Here is a 15366-nt window from a genome sequence, read left to right as displayed (position 1 = left end):
CGGTAACGGCTGCAGGGCATTGAGGCAGACTTCCGGGCCGGGGTTATTGGAATAACCTATTAGCCAAATTTAACCTGGAAGGTTAATTTCTCATGGAAAAGAGAATGCCTCACTGCCCGCTGCAGCGGGTGAAGGCGCTGTTGAGTCTAGGCAAAGTGCGTACTACCGGGGTAGCCACGCAGGGTGCGCGGGCACTTGGCATTGAGCCTTTCGCCATGCTGAACATTGTTCGCGAGCTAACGCCAGGCGACTTTCATAAGAGCATGACGACCTACAACAATCATCGAGTCTGGCAGGACGTCTATCGTCCCCAGACCGCTGTAGGAAGGGTTTACCTCAAGTTGATGGTGGTTGACGACCTGCTCATCGTGTCTTTCAAGGAGCTATGAAATGAAATGCCCACTGTGTGGAGGAGCGGAATTGGTCGCGCAATCCAAGGACATGCCTTATCGCTACAAGGGTGAAGCTACCGTTATTCCCGATGTTTATGGCGACTACTGCCCTGCTTGTGGTGAGGTGATACTGGGCATGGGAGAGGCGCAGCGCATGAGTGACCTGATGTCGGCCTTTGAGAGACAAGTCAATGGAGCCGTTGTTGACCCTGCTTTCATTGCAGCCATGCGCCGGAAGTTCGACCTCGACCAGCGTGAAGCGGGGGAAATTTTCGGTGGTGGGGTCAATGCGTTCTCTCGTTATGAAAACGGCAAGACCACGCCGCCAGTGGCGCTGGTGAAACTGCTCAAGCTGCTGGACCGCCACCCAGAGCTCTTCGAGGAAGTGCGAACTGCCTGATATTGGCAGGCAATAAAAAGCCCCCGGCTCGTGAGAACCGGGGGCTTTTCGTTAGCGCAAGAGCAGCGGCCTTACATGTTCGGGTAGTTCGGCCCGCCAGCGCCTTCAGGGGTGACCCAGGTGATGTTCTGGGCCGGGTCCTTGATGTCGCAGGTCTTGCAGTGCACGCAGTTCTGCGCGTTGATCTGGAAGCGCTTGCTGCCGTCTTCCTGGGTGACCACTTCGTACACGCCCGCCGGGCAGTAGCGCTGGGCCGGCTCGTCGTACAGCGGCAGGTTGCTGGCGATCGGCACGTTCGGGTCGGTCAGCTTCAGGTGGCAGGGTTGTTCCTCTTCGTGGTTGGTGCTGGAGAGGAATACCGAGCTGAGCTTGTCGAAACTGAGCTTGCCGTCCGGTTTCGGGTAGTCGATCTTCTGCGACTCGGCCGCCAGCTTCAGGCAGGCGTAGTCCGGCTTGGTGTCGTGCAGGGTGAACGGCAGCTTGCCGCCGAACCAGTTCTGGTCCACATAGTTGAACGCCGCGCCCAGCAGCGGGCCGAACTTGTGCATGGCCGGGCCGAAGTTACGGCTGGCGAACAGTTCTTCGTACAGCCAGCTGGCCTTGAAGGCATTGACGTAGCCGTTCAGCTGGTCACCGCCTTCGCTGCCGGCGATCAGTGCGTCAGCCACTGCTTCGGCGGCCAGCATGCCGGACTTCATCGCAGTGTGGCTGCCCTTGATCTTGGCTACGTTCATGGTGCCAAGATCGCAACCGATCAGCGCGCCGCCATTGAATACCATTTTCGGCAGCGAGTTGATGCCGCCTTTGGCCAGGGCGCGGGCTCCATAGCTGATACGCTTGCCACCTTCGAGGTACTGGCTGATCACCGGGTGATGCTTCAGGCGCTGGAACTCGTCGAACGGCGACAGGTACGGGTTGGCGTAGGACAGGTCGACGATCAGGCCGACCACTACCTGGTTGTTTTCCAGGTGATAGAGGAACGAACCACCGGTGTTGTCCTTGGCCATCACGTCCAGCGGCCAGCCAGCGGTGTGTACCACCAGGCCCTGCTCGTGCTTGGCCGGGTCGATTTCCCAGATTTCCTTCAGGCCGATGCCGTAGTGCTGGACGTCGGCCTCGCTGTCAAGGTTGAAGCGCTTGATCAGTTGCTTGCCGATATGGCCGCGGCAGCCTTCGGCGAACAGGGTGTACTTGGCGCGCAGTTCCATGCCTGGGGTGTACAGGCCGTCCTTCGGGTTGCCTTCACGGTCGACGCCCAGGTCACCGGTGACGATGCCGCGGACCACGCCGTTGTCGTCGAACAGCGCTTCCTGGGCGGCAAAGCCCGGGTAGATTTCCACGCCCAGGTTCTCGGCCTGCTGGGCCAGCCAGCGGCACAGGTTGCCCAGCGAGATGATGTAGTTGCCCTGGTTGTGCATGGTCTTGGGCACGAACAGGTCAGGCACCTTGGTCGAGCTGCCGGCATCCTTGAGCACGTAGATGTCGTCGCGCTTCACTTCGGTGTTCAGCGGCGCGCCGAGCGCTTTCCAGTCTGGGAACAGCTCGTTCAGGGCGCGGGGTTCGAACACCGCGCCGGAGAGGATGTGGGCGCCGACTTCAGAGCCTTTTTCCACCACGCAGACGCTGATTTCGCTACCGGCTTCGGCGGCCTTCTGCTTCAGGCGGCAGGCGGCGGACAGGCCCGCCGGGCCGGCGCCGACGATGACCACGTCGAATTCCATGTATTCGCGTTCCACTGGTTCTCTCCTACTCATCAAGGCTCGTGCTGTTGCTTTGTCTTATGGGTGCGCGGGGCATTCGCAGCGGTTCTACGCAACGGCGGAACTGTAGCTGGGCAAATGACGGACTACACCGTTTTGTCTTGGCCGCGCATTATATCTACACCACTTGGCGGGTCCAATACAAACGTTTGTTTGAATTTGCCACAGGCCAGTAAAATCACTGGAGCGCGGCTGGAGGGTGACCGATTTGCCGTATTGACCGGATTGGGTGTTACGGTCAAGATACGAGCGGTTTTGCGTTCGCCGTAGGCTTGCAGTCGGGCGCAGGTACACCTCTAAAGACCAGGTGTGGAGCAGGGTTTTGCGGCCTTGGGCCGGTTTGTAGTGGAGTTTACACGCCACGACAGAAAATGACCCGTGAGTATTCGTCGCAAGAGTCCGGACAAGACTGTTCGGTCACTGTGAAGTTACCGCCTCCCGGTACGTTTTTAGAGGTGCCCTTGTACCCACGCGCATCGCAGGGCTCAGCCCCAGGCGACTATCTATTCACCGGAGAGTAACGAGGAATCCATGAAGGTTCTTGTAGCTGTCAAACGAGTGGTCGACTACAACGTCAAGGTTCGCGTCAAAGCGGACAACTCCGGCGTCGACCTTGCTAACGTCAAGATGTCCATGAACCCCTTCTGCGAAATCGCCGTGGAAGAAGCCGTACGCCTGAAGGAAAAGGGCGTTGCGACCGAGATCGTCGTCGTTTCCGTCGGCCCGGCCACTGCCCAGGAGCAGCTGCGTACCGCCCTGGCCCTGGGTGCCGACCGTGCCATCCTGGTCGAAGCCGCTGACGAACTGAATTCCCTGGCCGTGGCCAAGGCGCTGAAAGCCGTTGTCGACAAAGAGCAGCCGCAGCTGGTCATTCTCGGCAAGCAGGCCATCGACAGCGACAACAACCAGACCGGCCAGATGCTGGCTGCGCTGACCGGCTACGCACAAGGCACCTTCGCCTCCAAGGTGGAAGTGGCGGGCGACAAGCTGAACGTCACCCGTGAAATCGATGGCGGCCTGCAGACCGTTGCGCTGAACCTGCCAGCCATCGTCACCACCGACCTGCGCCTGAACGAGCCGCGCTACGCGTCGCTGCCGAACATCATGAAGGCCAAGAAGAAGCCGCTGGAGACCGTTACTCCAGACGCGCTGGGCGTTTCCCTCGCCTCCACCAACAAGACCCTGAAGGTTGAAGCCCCGGCTGCCCGCAGCGCTGGCATCAAGGTCAAATCGGTGGCCGAACTGGTCGAGAAGCTGAAGAACGAAGCGAAGGTAATCTAAATGACTATCCTGGTTGTCGCTGAATACGAAAACGGTGCCGTAGCCCCGGCCACCCTGAACACTGTTGCCGCTGCCGCCAAGATCGGTGGTGATGTGCACGTGCTGGTCGCTGGCCAGAACGTCGGTGGCGTCGCCGAATCCGCTGCCAAGATCGCTGGCGTGGCCAAGGTGCTGGTTGCCGATAATGCTGCCTACGCCCATGTCCTGCCGGAAAACGTTGCGCCGCTGATCGTCGAGCTGGCCAAGGGCTACAGCCACGTGCTGGCCCCGGCCACCACCAATGGCAAGAACATCCTGCCGCGCGTTGCTGCGCTGCTGGATGTGGACCAGATTTCCGAGATCATCTCGGTCGAGTCCGCCGACACCTTCAAGCGCCCGATCTATGCCGGTAACGCCATTGCCACCGTGCAATCGAGCGCGGCCATCAAGGTCATCACCGTGCGTACCACCGGCTTCGACGCCGTTGCCGCCGAAGGTGGTTCGGCTGCCATCGAAGCCGTCGGCGCTGCGCACAACGCCGGCATCTCGGCCTTCGTTGGCGAAGAGCTGGCCAAGTCCGACCGCCCAGAACTGACCGCTGCCAAGATCGTCGTTTCCGGCGGCCGTGGCATGGGCAATGGTGACAACTTCAAGCACCTGTACAGCCTGGCCGACAAGCTTGGCGCTGCTGTCGGTGCCTCGCGCGCCGCGGTCGATGCCGGCTTCGTGCCGAATGACATGCAGGTCGGCCAGACCGGCAAGATCGTTGCGCCACAGCTGTACATCGCCGTCGGTATCTCCGGCGCGATCCAGCACCTGGCCGGCATGAAAGACTCCAAGGTGATCGTGGCGATCAACAAGGACGAAGAAGCACCGATCTTCCAGGTAGCCGACTACGGCCTGGTCGCTGACCTGTTCGAAGCGGTTCCGGAGCTGGAAAAGCTGGTCTGATCCGCCTGCTTCACTTATAAAGAACCCGGCCCTCGCACAGGGGGCCGGGTTTTTTTGTGGTCTGTTCCGGCCCAATCGCCGGCAAGCCAGCTCCCACAGGTACAGTACAGTTCTCAAGGGCGGCGCTGTGCCTGTGGGAGCTGGCTTGCCGGCGATTGGGCCAGGCCAAGCAATACAAGGAGTGAGCAATGGTGCTGCGTAAAGCAGGCAGGGTGCTGGCATGCACGGCGTTGTTGGTGTCGCCGCTGGTCATGGCGGCAGGCAAGTGCGAACGCCTGGTGGCAACCGGTAGCCCCGATGCGCCGCCCTATTCATGGCAAGACCCGAGCGACCCGAAACACCTGATCGGCGCCAACGTCGACCTGCTGCGCCAGGTGGCTGGCGAGCTGGGCGTGAAAGTGGAGGTGCTGAACGCTGGCCGTCGTGACCAGGCGCTGGAAGAAGTGCGTAGCGGGCGCATGGACCTGCTGCTCGACACCCCCATGCAGGTGGAGCAACTGACCGCGTTGGACTACATCCACCCACCCCTGCAGCTCAACGAATACCTGGTGTGGACGCGCCACGACGCCACACTGGTCTTCGAAGGCCCGGCGGACCTGGCCCAGTACCAGGGCAGCTTGTCCGAGCGCGCACGGCTGACCCCGGCCTTTACCGCTTTCGCCAAGGCCCAGCTGAAGCTGGTGCCGGCACAGAACCTGACCCAGGCGTTCCAGAAGCTGGTGCTCGGCCAGGTGGATTATGTGCTCGCTGGCCGCTATTCAGGCATGGCCATGGCCCAGAGCCTGGGCATGAGCAATGACCTGATCGCCCGCGGCCTGCCGGTGGATCGGCCGGGCCTGTACCTGGCCCTGTCGCACAATTCGGCCTGCAATGACAGCTGGTTGCGTGGGCAATTGGCGAAAAAACTGACAGAATTGCCGATCTCCGGTGCGTCCGAGGCCGTGCTGCAACGTAATGTCGAGCGCTGGAAAGCACAGCTGCAGGTGCCGTCGGACGCCCCCAAACACTAGGAAGATTGCGTGAGAACCCAACCACTAATCCTTGCCCTGGCCGTGCTCGGCCTGGCTGGCTGCGCCAACGATCCGGCCCCTAACGAGCAGATGCGCATTTCCGAACAGGCACTGGAGCAGGCCAGGGCCGTCGGTGCCACCGAACAGGTCGAAGCGCTCAAGCTGGCCGAAGACAAGCTGGCCCGGGCCAAGACCAACATGCTCACCGAAGACTACCGCGATGCGCGCATGCGTGCCGAGCAGGCCGAACTGGATGCGCGCCTGGCCGAGGCCCAGGTGCTGAACCAGAAGAGCGAAGAGCAGCTGCAACTGCTGCAGTCGCGGGTCAAACGCCTGCGCAAGCAGTTGGAGGTGCAGCCATGATCCGTCGCATGCCTTTGGCTGCGCTGGCAGTGCTGGCGCTGGCGGCAGGTCTTCAAGGTTGCGCCAGCCAGCGCAGCAGCGCAGCGCTGGATGAAGCCACCACAGCCTTCCAGAAGGTCAAGGATGATTCCGATGTGCTGCGCAGCGCGCCGCGTGACGTGATTCGCGCAGGCGAGTCGCTGGCGCGCGCCGAGCGCCTGTCCAGCTACATCGGCACCGGTGCCGACGTGCGCCATTACGCCTACCTGAGCCAGCGTTATAGCGAGATTGCCAGCGAGCATGCCAAGTTGGCGCTGAACCAGGAACGCCAGGCCAAGCTCGACCTGGAGCGCCAGCGCCTGCAGTTGGCCCTGCGCGAGGCCAAGCTGGCCAGTGTGCAGCAGCAGGGCAAGTGGATCGAGTCGCAGATTGCCGCGCTGGCCTCGGAGCAGACCGACCGTGGCCTGGTGATGACCCTGGGTGACGTGCTGTTCGACACCGGCCGTGCCGACCTGAAGAACTCGGCCAGCCGTACCGTGCTCAAGCTGGTGCAGTTCCTTCAGCTCAACCCGCGCCGGGTGGTGCGGATCGAGGGTTATACCGACAGCACCGGCCCGGCGGAGGACAACCTGAAGCTGTCCCGTGACCGGGCGCAGGCTGTGGCCGACATGCTGGTGGACCTGGGGATCGACGAAAAGCGCCTGCAGGTCGAGGGGTATGGCGACCAGTACCCGATCGAGGCCAATGCCTCGGAGCGGGGCAGGGCGCAGAACCGCCGCGTCGAGATCGTGTTCTCCGATGACAAGGGCAAGCTGGCGCCAGCGCGCTGAATCATGTGAAAAGGGGGGGGCTGCGAAGCAGCCCTGGCTTTTCGTCGGGCTAGCCAGGCTTGATCGTTTCTATAGCTGTCACGCAACTGTATTGTTGACTATCCTGCGATCTGTCCCAGTACACTTTGCAACTGTTACGGTATTCTCTACTGTCAGTGAGCTACACAAGAATAACGAGCCAGTCCGCGCGTCGAGATCAAGCCATGACCAACCTGCTGCTGTACCAGCGTATCGCCCAGCAACTGGCCGATGACATCCGTCGCGGTGTCTACCAGCCAGGCGAGCGGGTACCCTCCGTGCGCAAGATGAGCGCCCAGCTCAATGTCAGCCATGCCACGGTGCTGCAGGCCTATGCCAATCTCGAGGATCAGGGGCTGATCCGTGCGCGGCCGCAATCCGGCTACTACGTGCACCAGACCCCGGCCCTGACTGCGCAGACCCCGGACATCGCCCGGGTGGAGCGCCCCGGCCTGGTCACCCGTGCCAGTATCATCCAGCAGGTACTGACCGAAGCTCGCCGCGATGGCGTGTTCCCGTTCGGCGCCGCGGTGCCGCACGTCGACTACTTGCCGGTGCGGGCCCTGCACCAGCAGATTGCCAAGGTGACGCGCTTTCACAGCCCACGTGCCTTCAGCTACATGTTCAGCCCCGGTTTCGAGCCGCTGCGCCGGCAGATCGCCATTCGCATGCGTGATGCCGGCGTGCTGGTCGACCCGCGTGAAGTGATCGTGACCCATGGCTGCGTCGATGCGCTGCAGATGTCGCTGCGCGTGCTGACCCGCCCCGGCGACTTGATTGCCGCCGAATCACCCACCTATTACGGGCTGTTGCAGCTGGCCGACCTGCTGGGCCTGAAGGTGATCGAGATCCCTAGCGACCCGTCCACCGGCATCAGCCTCGAAGCCTTGCAACTGGCGGCCAATCAGTGGTCGATCAAGGCCCTGGTGCTGACTGCGCGTCTTAGCAACCCTCTGGGCGGCACCGTCCCGGAGGAGCGACAGAAGCAGTTGCTGCGCCTGGCGTCGGACTTCGATATCCAGATCGTCGAGGATGACATCTATGGCGAGCTGATGTTCGAGCAGGGCAAGACCAAGGCGCTGAAGGCATTCGACCGGCTGGACCGGGTGATCTATTGCTCGAGTTTTTCCAAGACTCTGTCCCCCGGTGTGCGCGTAGGCTGGATGATTGCCGGGCGCTATCGGGACGAAATCCAGCGCCTGCAAACCTTTACCACTCACTCGGCCTGCAGCGTGACGCAGATGGGTGTGGCGGCCTACCTGGAGAATGGCGGCTACGACCGGCACCTGCGTTACATCCGCCAGGAGTACCGCAAGAACCTCAGTGCCTACCAGCTGGCGGTGCAGCAGCACTTCCCCGAGGGTACCCAGATGACCCGGCCGACGGGCGGTTTCATCCTGTGGGTGAGCCTGCCCGGGCGGGTCAATACCCAGGAGCTGCATGTGCGCGCGCTGGAGCAGGGCATCAGTATTGCGCCTGGGCTGATCTTCAGTAACACCGAGCAATTCAACCACTGCATCCGCCTGAATTGCGGTATACCTTGGAACAAGGAAGCCGAGCGCGCGGTGATCACTCTCGGTCTGCTGGCCCAGCAATTGTGCCGGGAGCCAGCGGCCGCACTTTTGTAGGCTTGCCACGCGCCTGCGGAACAGGGAGCATACGCACTTTTCCTGCCAGCTTGTCCATTTGCCATGAATGCTTTGCGCCGTTTTGCCCTGATCTTGTGCCTTGTACCGCTCTGCAGTCTGGCTGGTGCTGCCCAGGCTGCGCAGCCGGCAGGCCAGGCGCAGGCGGTCAAACCGGTGCAGAAAGCCAAGCCGGTGCAGAAGGCCGCAGCCAAGCCGGCGCACAAGCAGGCGGCCAGGAAAGCCGGCAACAGCAAGGCCAGGCCGGCACGCAAACCCGTGAGCAAAGAGGTTGCCAAGCCGTTGCCCAAGGCAAAGCTCGACCTCAGCCTGCCTGCCGATATGGTCAATAGCCTGGAGCCGAATGTGGGCAGCCTTGCGCCGATCCAGCGACGTAAACCTTTGCTGCCGCCCATGTTCACTGAAAAGCCAGAGGCCGATGACAGCCCGTTCCAGCTCAATGGTCGGCTGATCAGCAACGAAATGCAGCTGCAACTGCGCAATGACAGCCGTCACGACGTGGAAGGGGCGGCCATCGATTTCGAGTACCGCCAGTAGTCAGCGAACTGACTGCCGGGTCATGGCAGATTTCATCGTGCCAGCAATTTCAAACGCCTGTTTGAGCGGTTACTATCCAGGGACGTTCGTCCCGTTTTGTTCCAGGGAGTCCTGATTTTGGTGAATAGCCATGAATTGTCGTGAGGGCTGTGGTGCCTGCTGCATTGCCCCGTCCATCACCTCTGCGATGCCGCGCATGCCCAATGGCAAGCCGGCAGGCGAGCGCTGCCTGCACCTGACCGTAGACAACCTCTGCGACCTGTTCGGCAAGCCCGAGCGGCCGGCGGTGTGTGGCGGTTTCAAGGCGGATGTCGAGGTGTGCGGCAATGACCGTGACGAGGCCATCAGGATTCTCGGTTGGTGGGAGCAGATGACGGCGGCGTGACAGGCTGGATCTTCGACAACAAGGATAAACATGATGAGATCGTTCAAGCGTATTGCTCTGCTGTGTGGCATGGGTGTTCTGCTGTCGCCTGCGGCCTGGGCCGAAAACTGGCAGGTGGCCAAGGACGAGGAGGGGATCAAGGTTTCCCTCAGTGAAGTGGCCGGCTCCAAGTACAAGGCCTATCAAGGCGTCACCGTGATCAAGGCGCCGCTGGCCAAGGTGCAGGCGTTGCAGGAAGACGTGGTAGGTGCCTGCGAATGGATTCATGAGTGCAAGTCGCAGAAGCTGCTCAAGCATGAAGGTGACCAGAGCTGGACCTACACCCAGTTCAATACGCCCTGGCCGGTGACGCCGCGGGACTCGGTATTGCATGTGACCACGGTGAAGCAGGCTGATGGCAGCCTGGTACGCAACCTTAAGGAAGAGCCGACCTACATCCCGGAAGAGAAAGGCTTCGTGCGGGTGGCGAAGGTCGAAGGCTTCTGGAAGCTGGTGCCCAAGGGTGACAGCACGGAGGTGACCTATCAGGTACACACCGAGCCAGGTGGTAGCGTGCCGGCGATGGTGGCCAACAAGTTTGTGGTGGATGCGCCGTTCAATACCCTGAAAGGGTTGCGGGAGCGGGCTGAGAAAAACTGAGGCTTTTGGGTTGCCTGTCCCGGCCTCTTCGCGGGCAAGCCCGCGAAGAGGTCGGCACAGGAGGAATAAAAAAGGCTGCCCGAGGGCAGCCTTTTTGCGTTCGGCCAGTAAAGCTTACTTGCGGTCCTGCAGTGCCACGATGTCGCGCTTCTGCTCGCCGGTGTACAGCTGGCGCGGGCGGCCGATCTTGTACGGGCTGGAGAGCATTTCTTTCCAGTGCGAGATCCAGCCCACGGTACGTGCCAGGGCGAAGATCACGGTGAACATGCTGGTCGGAATGCCGATTGCCTTGAGGATGATCCCCGAGTAGAAGTCGACGTTCGGGTACAGCGAGCGCTCGATGAAGTACGGATCGGTCAGGGCGATCTCTTCCAGGCGCATGGCCAGTTCCAGCTGCGGGTCGTTCTTGATGCCCAGCTCGCGCAGCACTTCGTCGCAGGTCTGCTTCATCACGGTGGCGCGCGGGTCGCGGTTCTTGTACACGCGGTGACCGAAGCCCATGAGCTTGAACGGGTCGTTCTTGTCCTTGGCCTTGGCGATGAACTTGTCGATGTTCGAGACATCGCCGATTTCATCGAGCATGGTCAGGACCGCTTCGTTCGCGCCGCCGTGGGCCGGGCCCCACAGTGCGGCGATACCGGCGGCGATACAGGCGAACGGGTTGGCACCCGACGAGCCGGCCAGACGAACGGTGGAGGTGGAGGCGTTCTGCTCGTGGTCGGCGTGGAGGATGAAGATCCGGTCCATCGCCTTGGCCAGCACCGGGCTGATCGGTTTGATCTCGCACGGGGTGTTGAACATCATGTGCAGGAAGTTTTCCGCGTACGACAGGTCGTTGCGCGGGTACATCATCGGCTGGCCCATGGAGTACTTGTAAACCATCGCGGCCAGGGTCGGCATCTTGGCGACCAGGCGCACCGCGGAAATTTCGCGGTGTTGCGGGTTATTGATGTCCAGGGAGTCGTGATAGAACGCCGACAGGGCGCCGACCACGCCGCACATCACCGCCATCGGGTGAGCGTCGCGGCGGAAGCCGTTGAAGAAGGACTTCAGCTGCTCGTGAACCATGGTGTGGTTCTTCACGGTGCTGACGAACTGGGCCTTCTGCTCGGCATTCGGCAGTTCGCCGTTGAGCAGCAGGTAGCAGGTTTCGAGGTAGTCGGATTTTTCAGCGAGCTGCTCGATCGGGTAGCCGCGGTGCAGCAGGATACCTTTGTCGCCGTCAATGTAGGTGATCTTCGACTCGCACGAGGCAGTCGCCATGAAACCAGGGTCGAAGGTGAAGTGACCAGTGGCCCCCAACCCGCGGACGTCGATTACATCAGGACCAACGGTGCCGGTTAAAATGGGCAGCTCGACGGGGGCAGCGCCCTCGATGACCAACTGCGCTTTTTTGTCAGCCATGTGGCCTCCTATTAATGCTTGAAATCATCAGACAGACCCCCCACGCAGGGCCCGCACCACTATAGAGGGATAAATTCAGATGTCAATTTGCCTAAAGGCTTGTTGAAACAGGCATTGAGGCCTGATTTTTCGCGAAATTCTCGCCCATTTACGCCTTTTGTCCGTTAAAGGCAATGCGCTATTTGGGCTACCCCCTCACGTTGTCATAAGCAGCCTAACTGTCTATACTCGCAACCCGACCGCCAGGGGCTTGCAAGCCCGAACTGCTGGGGGTCGCCGTTCCCTGGGTGGTGGGTACCTGACCAGTACACTTACCAACAACTTTGCCCTGATTCGCTAGGGGCTCTTCAGTGTGAAAAAAGCCGTGAAAAGCCAACGACCTGTAAACCTAGACCTAAGGACCATCAAGCTCCCCGTCACTGCGTACACGTCCATCCTGCACCGTATCTCCGGCGTCATCCTGTTCCTCGGCCTTGCCATCATGCTTTATGCACTGGGCAAGTCGCTGGGTTCCGAGGAAGGCTTTGGTGAGGTGAAGGCGTGTCTGACCAGCCCGCTGGCCAAATTCGTGACCTGGGGCCTGCTATCCGCCCTGCTTTATCACCTCGTGGCAGGTGTACGTCACCTGATCATGGACATGGGCATCGGTGAGACGCTGGAAGGCGGCAAGCTGGGCTCGAAAATCGTGATCGTCATCTCCGTGGTGCTGATCGTTCTGGTGGGAGTTTGGGTATGGTAACCAATGTCACGAACCTGTCGCGTTCGGGCCTCTATGACTGGATGGCGCAGCGCGTTTCTGCGGTCGTTCTCGCGGCTTACTTCCTCTTCCTGATCGGCTACGTGGTCGCCCACCCAGGCATCGACTACACCCAGTGGCATGGTCTGTTCTCCAACAACGCGATGCGGATCTTCAGTCTGCTGGCCCTCGTTGCCCTGGGCGCTCACGCCTGGGTCGGCATGTGGACCATTGCAACCGACTACCTGACGCCAATGTCGTTCGGCAAGTCGGCAACTGCGATTCGTTTCCTGTTCCAGGCGGTATGCGGCGTTGCGATGTTCGCTTACTTCGTCTGGGGTGTGCAGATTCTCTGGGGTATCTGATCCATGGCTAGCATTCCAACCATTTCCTTCGACGCCATCATCATCGGTGGCGGCGGTGCCGGCATGCGCGCTGCGCTGCAGCTGGCTCAAGGCGGTCACAAGACTGCCGTGGTCACCAAGGTCTTCCCGACCCGTTCGCACACTGTATCCGCCCAGGGCGGCATCACCTGCGCCATCGCTTCGGCCGACCCGAACGACGACTGGCGTTGGCACATGTACGATACCGTCAAGGGTTCCGACTATATCGGTGACCAGGACGCTATCGAATACATGTGTCAGGAAGGCCCGGCTGCGGTCTTCGAGCTGGACCACATGGGCCTGCCGTTCTCGCGTACCGAAACCGGCCGCATCTACCAGCGTCCGTTCGGTGGCCAGTCCAAGGACTTCGGTAAAGGTGGCCAGGCCGCCCGTACCTGTGCTGCTTCCGACCGTACCGGTCACGCGCTGCTGCACACCCTGTACCAGGGCAACCTGAAGGCCGGCACTACCTTCCTCAACGAGTACTACGCTGTTGACCTGGTGAAGAACCAGGACGGCGCGTTCGTCGGTGTGATCGCGATCTGCATCGAAACCGGCGAAACCATGTACATCAAGTCCAAGGCCACCGTTCTGGCCACTGGCGGTGCCGGTCGTATCTACGCCTCCACCACCAACGCCCTGATCAACACCGGTGACGGTATCGGCATGGCGCTGCGTGCAGGCGTGCCGGTGCAGGACATCGAGATGTGGCAGTTCCACCCGACCGGCATCGCCGGCGCCGGTGTACTGGTTACCGAAGGTTGCCGCGGTGAAGGTGGCTACCTGATCAACGCCCACGGCGAGCGCTTCATGGAGCGTTACGCGCCGAACGCGAAAGACCTGGCCGGCCGCGACGTGGTTGCCCGTTCCATGGTCAAGGAAATCATCGCCGGCAACGGCGTGGGCCCGAACAAGGACCACGTACTGCTGAAGCTGGACCACCTGGGCGAGGAAGTGCTGCACAGCCGCCTGCCAGGTATCTGCGAACTGTCCAAGACCTTCGCCCACGTCGACCCGGTGGTCGCGCCGGTTCCGGTCGTACCGACCTGCCACTACATGATGGGCGGCGTTGCCACCAACATTCATGGCCAGGCCATCACCATGGACGCCGAAGGCAAGGACCACATCATCCCGGGTCTGTTCGCCGTGGGTGAGGTGGCGTGCGTATCGGTCCACGGTGCCAACCGCCTGGGCGGCAACTCGCTGCTCGACCTGGTGGTATTCGGTCGTGCCGCTGGCCTGCACCTGGAAAAATCGCTGTCCGACGGCGTGGAATACCGCGACGCCAGCGACACCGATATCGATGTTGCCCTGAACCGCCTGAACAAGCTCAACGAGCGTACCACTGGCGAAGACGTTGCCAGCCTCAAGCGCGAGCTGCAGAGCTGCATGCAGAACTACTTCGGTGTATTCCGTACTGGCGAATACATGCAGAAGGGTATCGAACAGCTGGCCGGCCTGCGTGACCGTATTGCCAACGTCAAGATCAACGACAAGTCCCAGGCCTTCAACACTGCGCGTATCGAAGCGCTGGAGCTGCAGAACCTGCTGGAAGTCGCCGAAGCTACTGCCATCGCGGCCGAAGCCCGTAAAGAGTCCCGCGGCGCTCACGCCCGTGAAGACTTCGAAGACCGTGACGACGAAAACTGGCTGTGCCACACCCTGTACTACCCGGGTGAGAAGCGCGTTGCCAAGCGCGGCGTCAACTTTGCGCCGAAGACTGTTCCAGCCTTCGAACCAAAAGTCCGGACTTACTAAGGGTGGCTGCTATGTTGAAAGTCGAAGTTTATCGTTACAACCCGGACACCGACTCGGCGCCAAAAATGGAGTCGTTCGACGTCGATACCGGCGGCAAGGACCTGATGGTTCTCGATGTATTGGCGCTGATCAAGGAAAAGGACGAAGGTTTCTCGTACCGTCGCTCCTGCCGTGAAGGCGTTTGCGGTTCCGACGGCATGAACATGAACGGCAAGAACGGTCTGGCCTGCATCACCCCGCTGTCGGCGGTGGTGAAGGGCAACAAGCTGGTTCTGCGCCCGCTGCCGGGCCTGCCGGTCATTCGTGACCTGGTCGTCGACATGAGCATCTTCTACAAGCAGTACGAGAAGGTGAAGCCGTACCTGCAGAACGACACCCCGGCGCCGGCCATCGAGCGCCTGCAGTCGCCAGAAGACCGCGACAAGCTGGACGGCCTGTACGAGTGCATCCTGTGCGCTTGCTGCTCGACTTCCTGCCCGTCGTTCTGGTGGAACCCGGACAAGTTCCTGGGCCCCGCCGCACTGCTGCAGGCCTATCGCTTCCTGGCCGACAGCCGTGACACCAAGACCCAGGAGCGCCTGGCGTCCCTGGATGACCCGTTCAGCGTATTCCGCTGCCGCGGGATCATGAACTGCGTCAACGTTTGCCCGAAAGGTCTGAACCCGACCAAGGCAATCGGCCACGTACGTAACATGCTGCTGCAAAGCGGCACCTGATACAAAGTGTTGTACCTGCAGTAAGCCGAGGTGCGGGTGGTGAGCCCGCACTGAGGTAAAACCCGAACAAGGGCCCACAAAGCCTGCGTTCATTACCTATGAAGATATGAGACCAGCAGGGGCTTCCGGGCTGGTACCCGGAAAATCAGCAGGATCCAAGTGGCGTGGTTCAGTCGCTGTATTCGGACTTTTCCAGGTT

The 15366-nt window shown here is 61.1% G+C and carries 17 protein-coding genes; 15 read left to right on the top strand and 2 right to left on the bottom strand.

The window, feature by feature from the left end:
• The first annotated feature begins 92 nt into the window (after positions 1-92).
• Positions 93-389, top strand: a complete 297-nt coding sequence (locus tag A4C63_RS11290; RefSeq protein WP_063912729.1) for a type II toxin-antitoxin system MqsR family toxin — start codon at positions 93-95, stop codon at positions 387-389.
• Position 390: 1 nt separating this feature from the next.
• Entirely contained in the window at positions 391-792 is a 402-nt protein-coding gene (locus A4C63_RS11285; protein ID WP_063912728.1) for a type II TA system antitoxin MqsA family protein, read from the top strand.
• Between the two features lie 71 nt (positions 793-863).
• On the opposite strand, the gene A4C63_RS11280 is transcribed toward A4C63_RS11285, so the two are convergent.
• The gene (locus tag A4C63_RS11280) at positions 864-2546 is read right to left on the bottom strand and encodes an electron transfer flavoprotein-ubiquinone oxidoreductase (RefSeq protein WP_082888305.1); all 1683 of its coding nucleotides are present in this window, start codon (positions 2544-2546) and stop codon (positions 864-866) included.
• A 537-nt stretch (positions 2547-3083) separates the two neighbouring features.
• Here A4C63_RS11280 and A4C63_RS11275 point away from each other — a divergent pair.
• The 9 genes from A4C63_RS11275 to A4C63_RS11235 all read left to right on the top strand — a co-directional run bounded on the left by A4C63_RS11275 (position 3084) and on the right by A4C63_RS11235 (position 10170).
• Entirely contained in the window at positions 3084-3833 is a 750-nt protein-coding gene (locus A4C63_RS11275; RefSeq protein WP_063912726.1) for an electron transfer flavoprotein subunit beta/FixA family protein, read from the top strand.
• Positions 3834-4763: an electron transfer flavoprotein subunit alpha/FixB family protein gene (locus tag A4C63_RS11270; protein WP_013973453.1), complete on the top strand. Its 930-nt coding sequence runs from the start codon at positions 3834-3836 to the stop codon at positions 4761-4763.
• 188 nt (positions 4764-4951) lie between these two features.
• Positions 4952-5773: an ABC transporter substrate-binding protein gene (locus A4C63_RS11265; RefSeq protein WP_063912725.1), complete on the top strand. Its 822-nt coding sequence runs from the start codon at positions 4952-4954 to the stop codon at positions 5771-5773.
• Between the two features lie 9 nt (positions 5774-5782).
• The gene (locus tag A4C63_RS11260; RefSeq protein ID WP_063912724.1) at positions 5783-6136 is read left to right on the top strand and encodes a DUF4398 domain-containing protein; all 354 of its coding nucleotides are present in this window, start codon (positions 5783-5785) and stop codon (positions 6134-6136) included.
• Positions 6133-6945, top strand: a complete 813-nt coding sequence (locus tag A4C63_RS11255) for an OmpA family protein (protein ID WP_063912723.1) — start codon at positions 6133-6135, stop codon at positions 6943-6945. Before A4C63_RS11260 ends, A4C63_RS11255 begins: the two co-directional genes overlap by 4 nt.
• A 203-nt stretch (positions 6946-7148) precedes the next feature.
• Positions 7149-8591, top strand: coding sequence for a PLP-dependent aminotransferase family protein (locus A4C63_RS11250; RefSeq protein WP_063912722.1), 1443 nt, complete (start codon positions 7149-7151; stop codon positions 8589-8591).
• 63 nt (positions 8592-8654) lie between these two features.
• Positions 8655-9146, top strand: coding sequence for a hypothetical protein (locus A4C63_RS11245; RefSeq protein WP_063912721.1), 492 nt, complete (start codon positions 8655-8657; stop codon positions 9144-9146).
• 130 nt (positions 9147-9276) lie between these two features.
• Complete coding sequence (locus A4C63_RS11240) at positions 9277-9531, top strand: YkgJ family cysteine cluster protein (RefSeq protein ID WP_046615097.1); 255 nt, start codon at positions 9277-9279, stop codon at positions 9529-9531.
• Between the two features lie 33 nt (positions 9532-9564).
• Positions 9565-10170 (top strand): START domain-containing protein, encoded by a 606-nt coding sequence (locus tag A4C63_RS11235; RefSeq protein WP_063912720.1) that lies wholly within the window; start codon positions 9565-9567, stop codon positions 10168-10170.
• A gap of 114 nt (positions 10171-10284) precedes the next feature.
• On the opposite strand, the gene gltA is transcribed toward A4C63_RS11235, so the two are convergent.
• A complete protein-coding gene (gene gltA, locus A4C63_RS11230; protein ID WP_013973445.1) occupies positions 10285-11574 on the bottom strand; it encodes a citrate synthase in 1290 nt (429 codons plus the stop codon).
• A gap of 352 nt (positions 11575-11926) precedes the next feature.
• On the opposite strand from gltA, the gene sdhC reads away from it, so the two are divergent.
• The 4 genes from sdhC to A4C63_RS11210 are packed head-to-tail and all read left to right on the top strand — an operon-like array spanning position 11927 to position 15167.
• The gene (sdhC, locus tag A4C63_RS11225; RefSeq protein WP_012315350.1) at positions 11927-12313 is read left to right on the top strand and encodes a succinate dehydrogenase, cytochrome b556 subunit; all 387 of its coding nucleotides are present in this window, start codon (positions 11927-11929) and stop codon (positions 12311-12313) included.
• The gene (gene sdhD, locus A4C63_RS11220; RefSeq protein WP_003254214.1) at positions 12307-12675 is read left to right on the top strand and encodes a succinate dehydrogenase, hydrophobic membrane anchor protein; all 369 of its coding nucleotides are present in this window, start codon (positions 12307-12309) and stop codon (positions 12673-12675) included. The genes sdhC and sdhD overlap by 7 nt, the downstream gene beginning before the upstream one ends.
• 3 nt (positions 12676-12678) lie before the next feature.
• Positions 12679-14451, top strand: a complete 1773-nt coding sequence (sdhA, locus tag A4C63_RS11215; protein ID WP_063912719.1) for a succinate dehydrogenase flavoprotein subunit — start codon at positions 12679-12681, stop codon at positions 14449-14451.
• Positions 14452-14462: 11 nt separating this feature from the next.
• A complete protein-coding gene (locus tag A4C63_RS11210; protein WP_063912718.1) occupies positions 14463-15167 on the top strand; it encodes a succinate dehydrogenase iron-sulfur subunit in 705 nt (234 codons plus the stop codon).
• Positions 15168-15366: the final 199 nt, after the last annotated feature.

Origin of the sequence: Pseudomonas sp. p21, from assembly GCF_001642705.1 — a bacterium.
Taxonomy (GTDB): Bacteria; Pseudomonadota; Gammaproteobacteria; order Pseudomonadales; family Pseudomonadaceae; genus Aquipseudomonas.
This window is presented reverse-complemented; position numbering and strand designations above follow the sequence as displayed.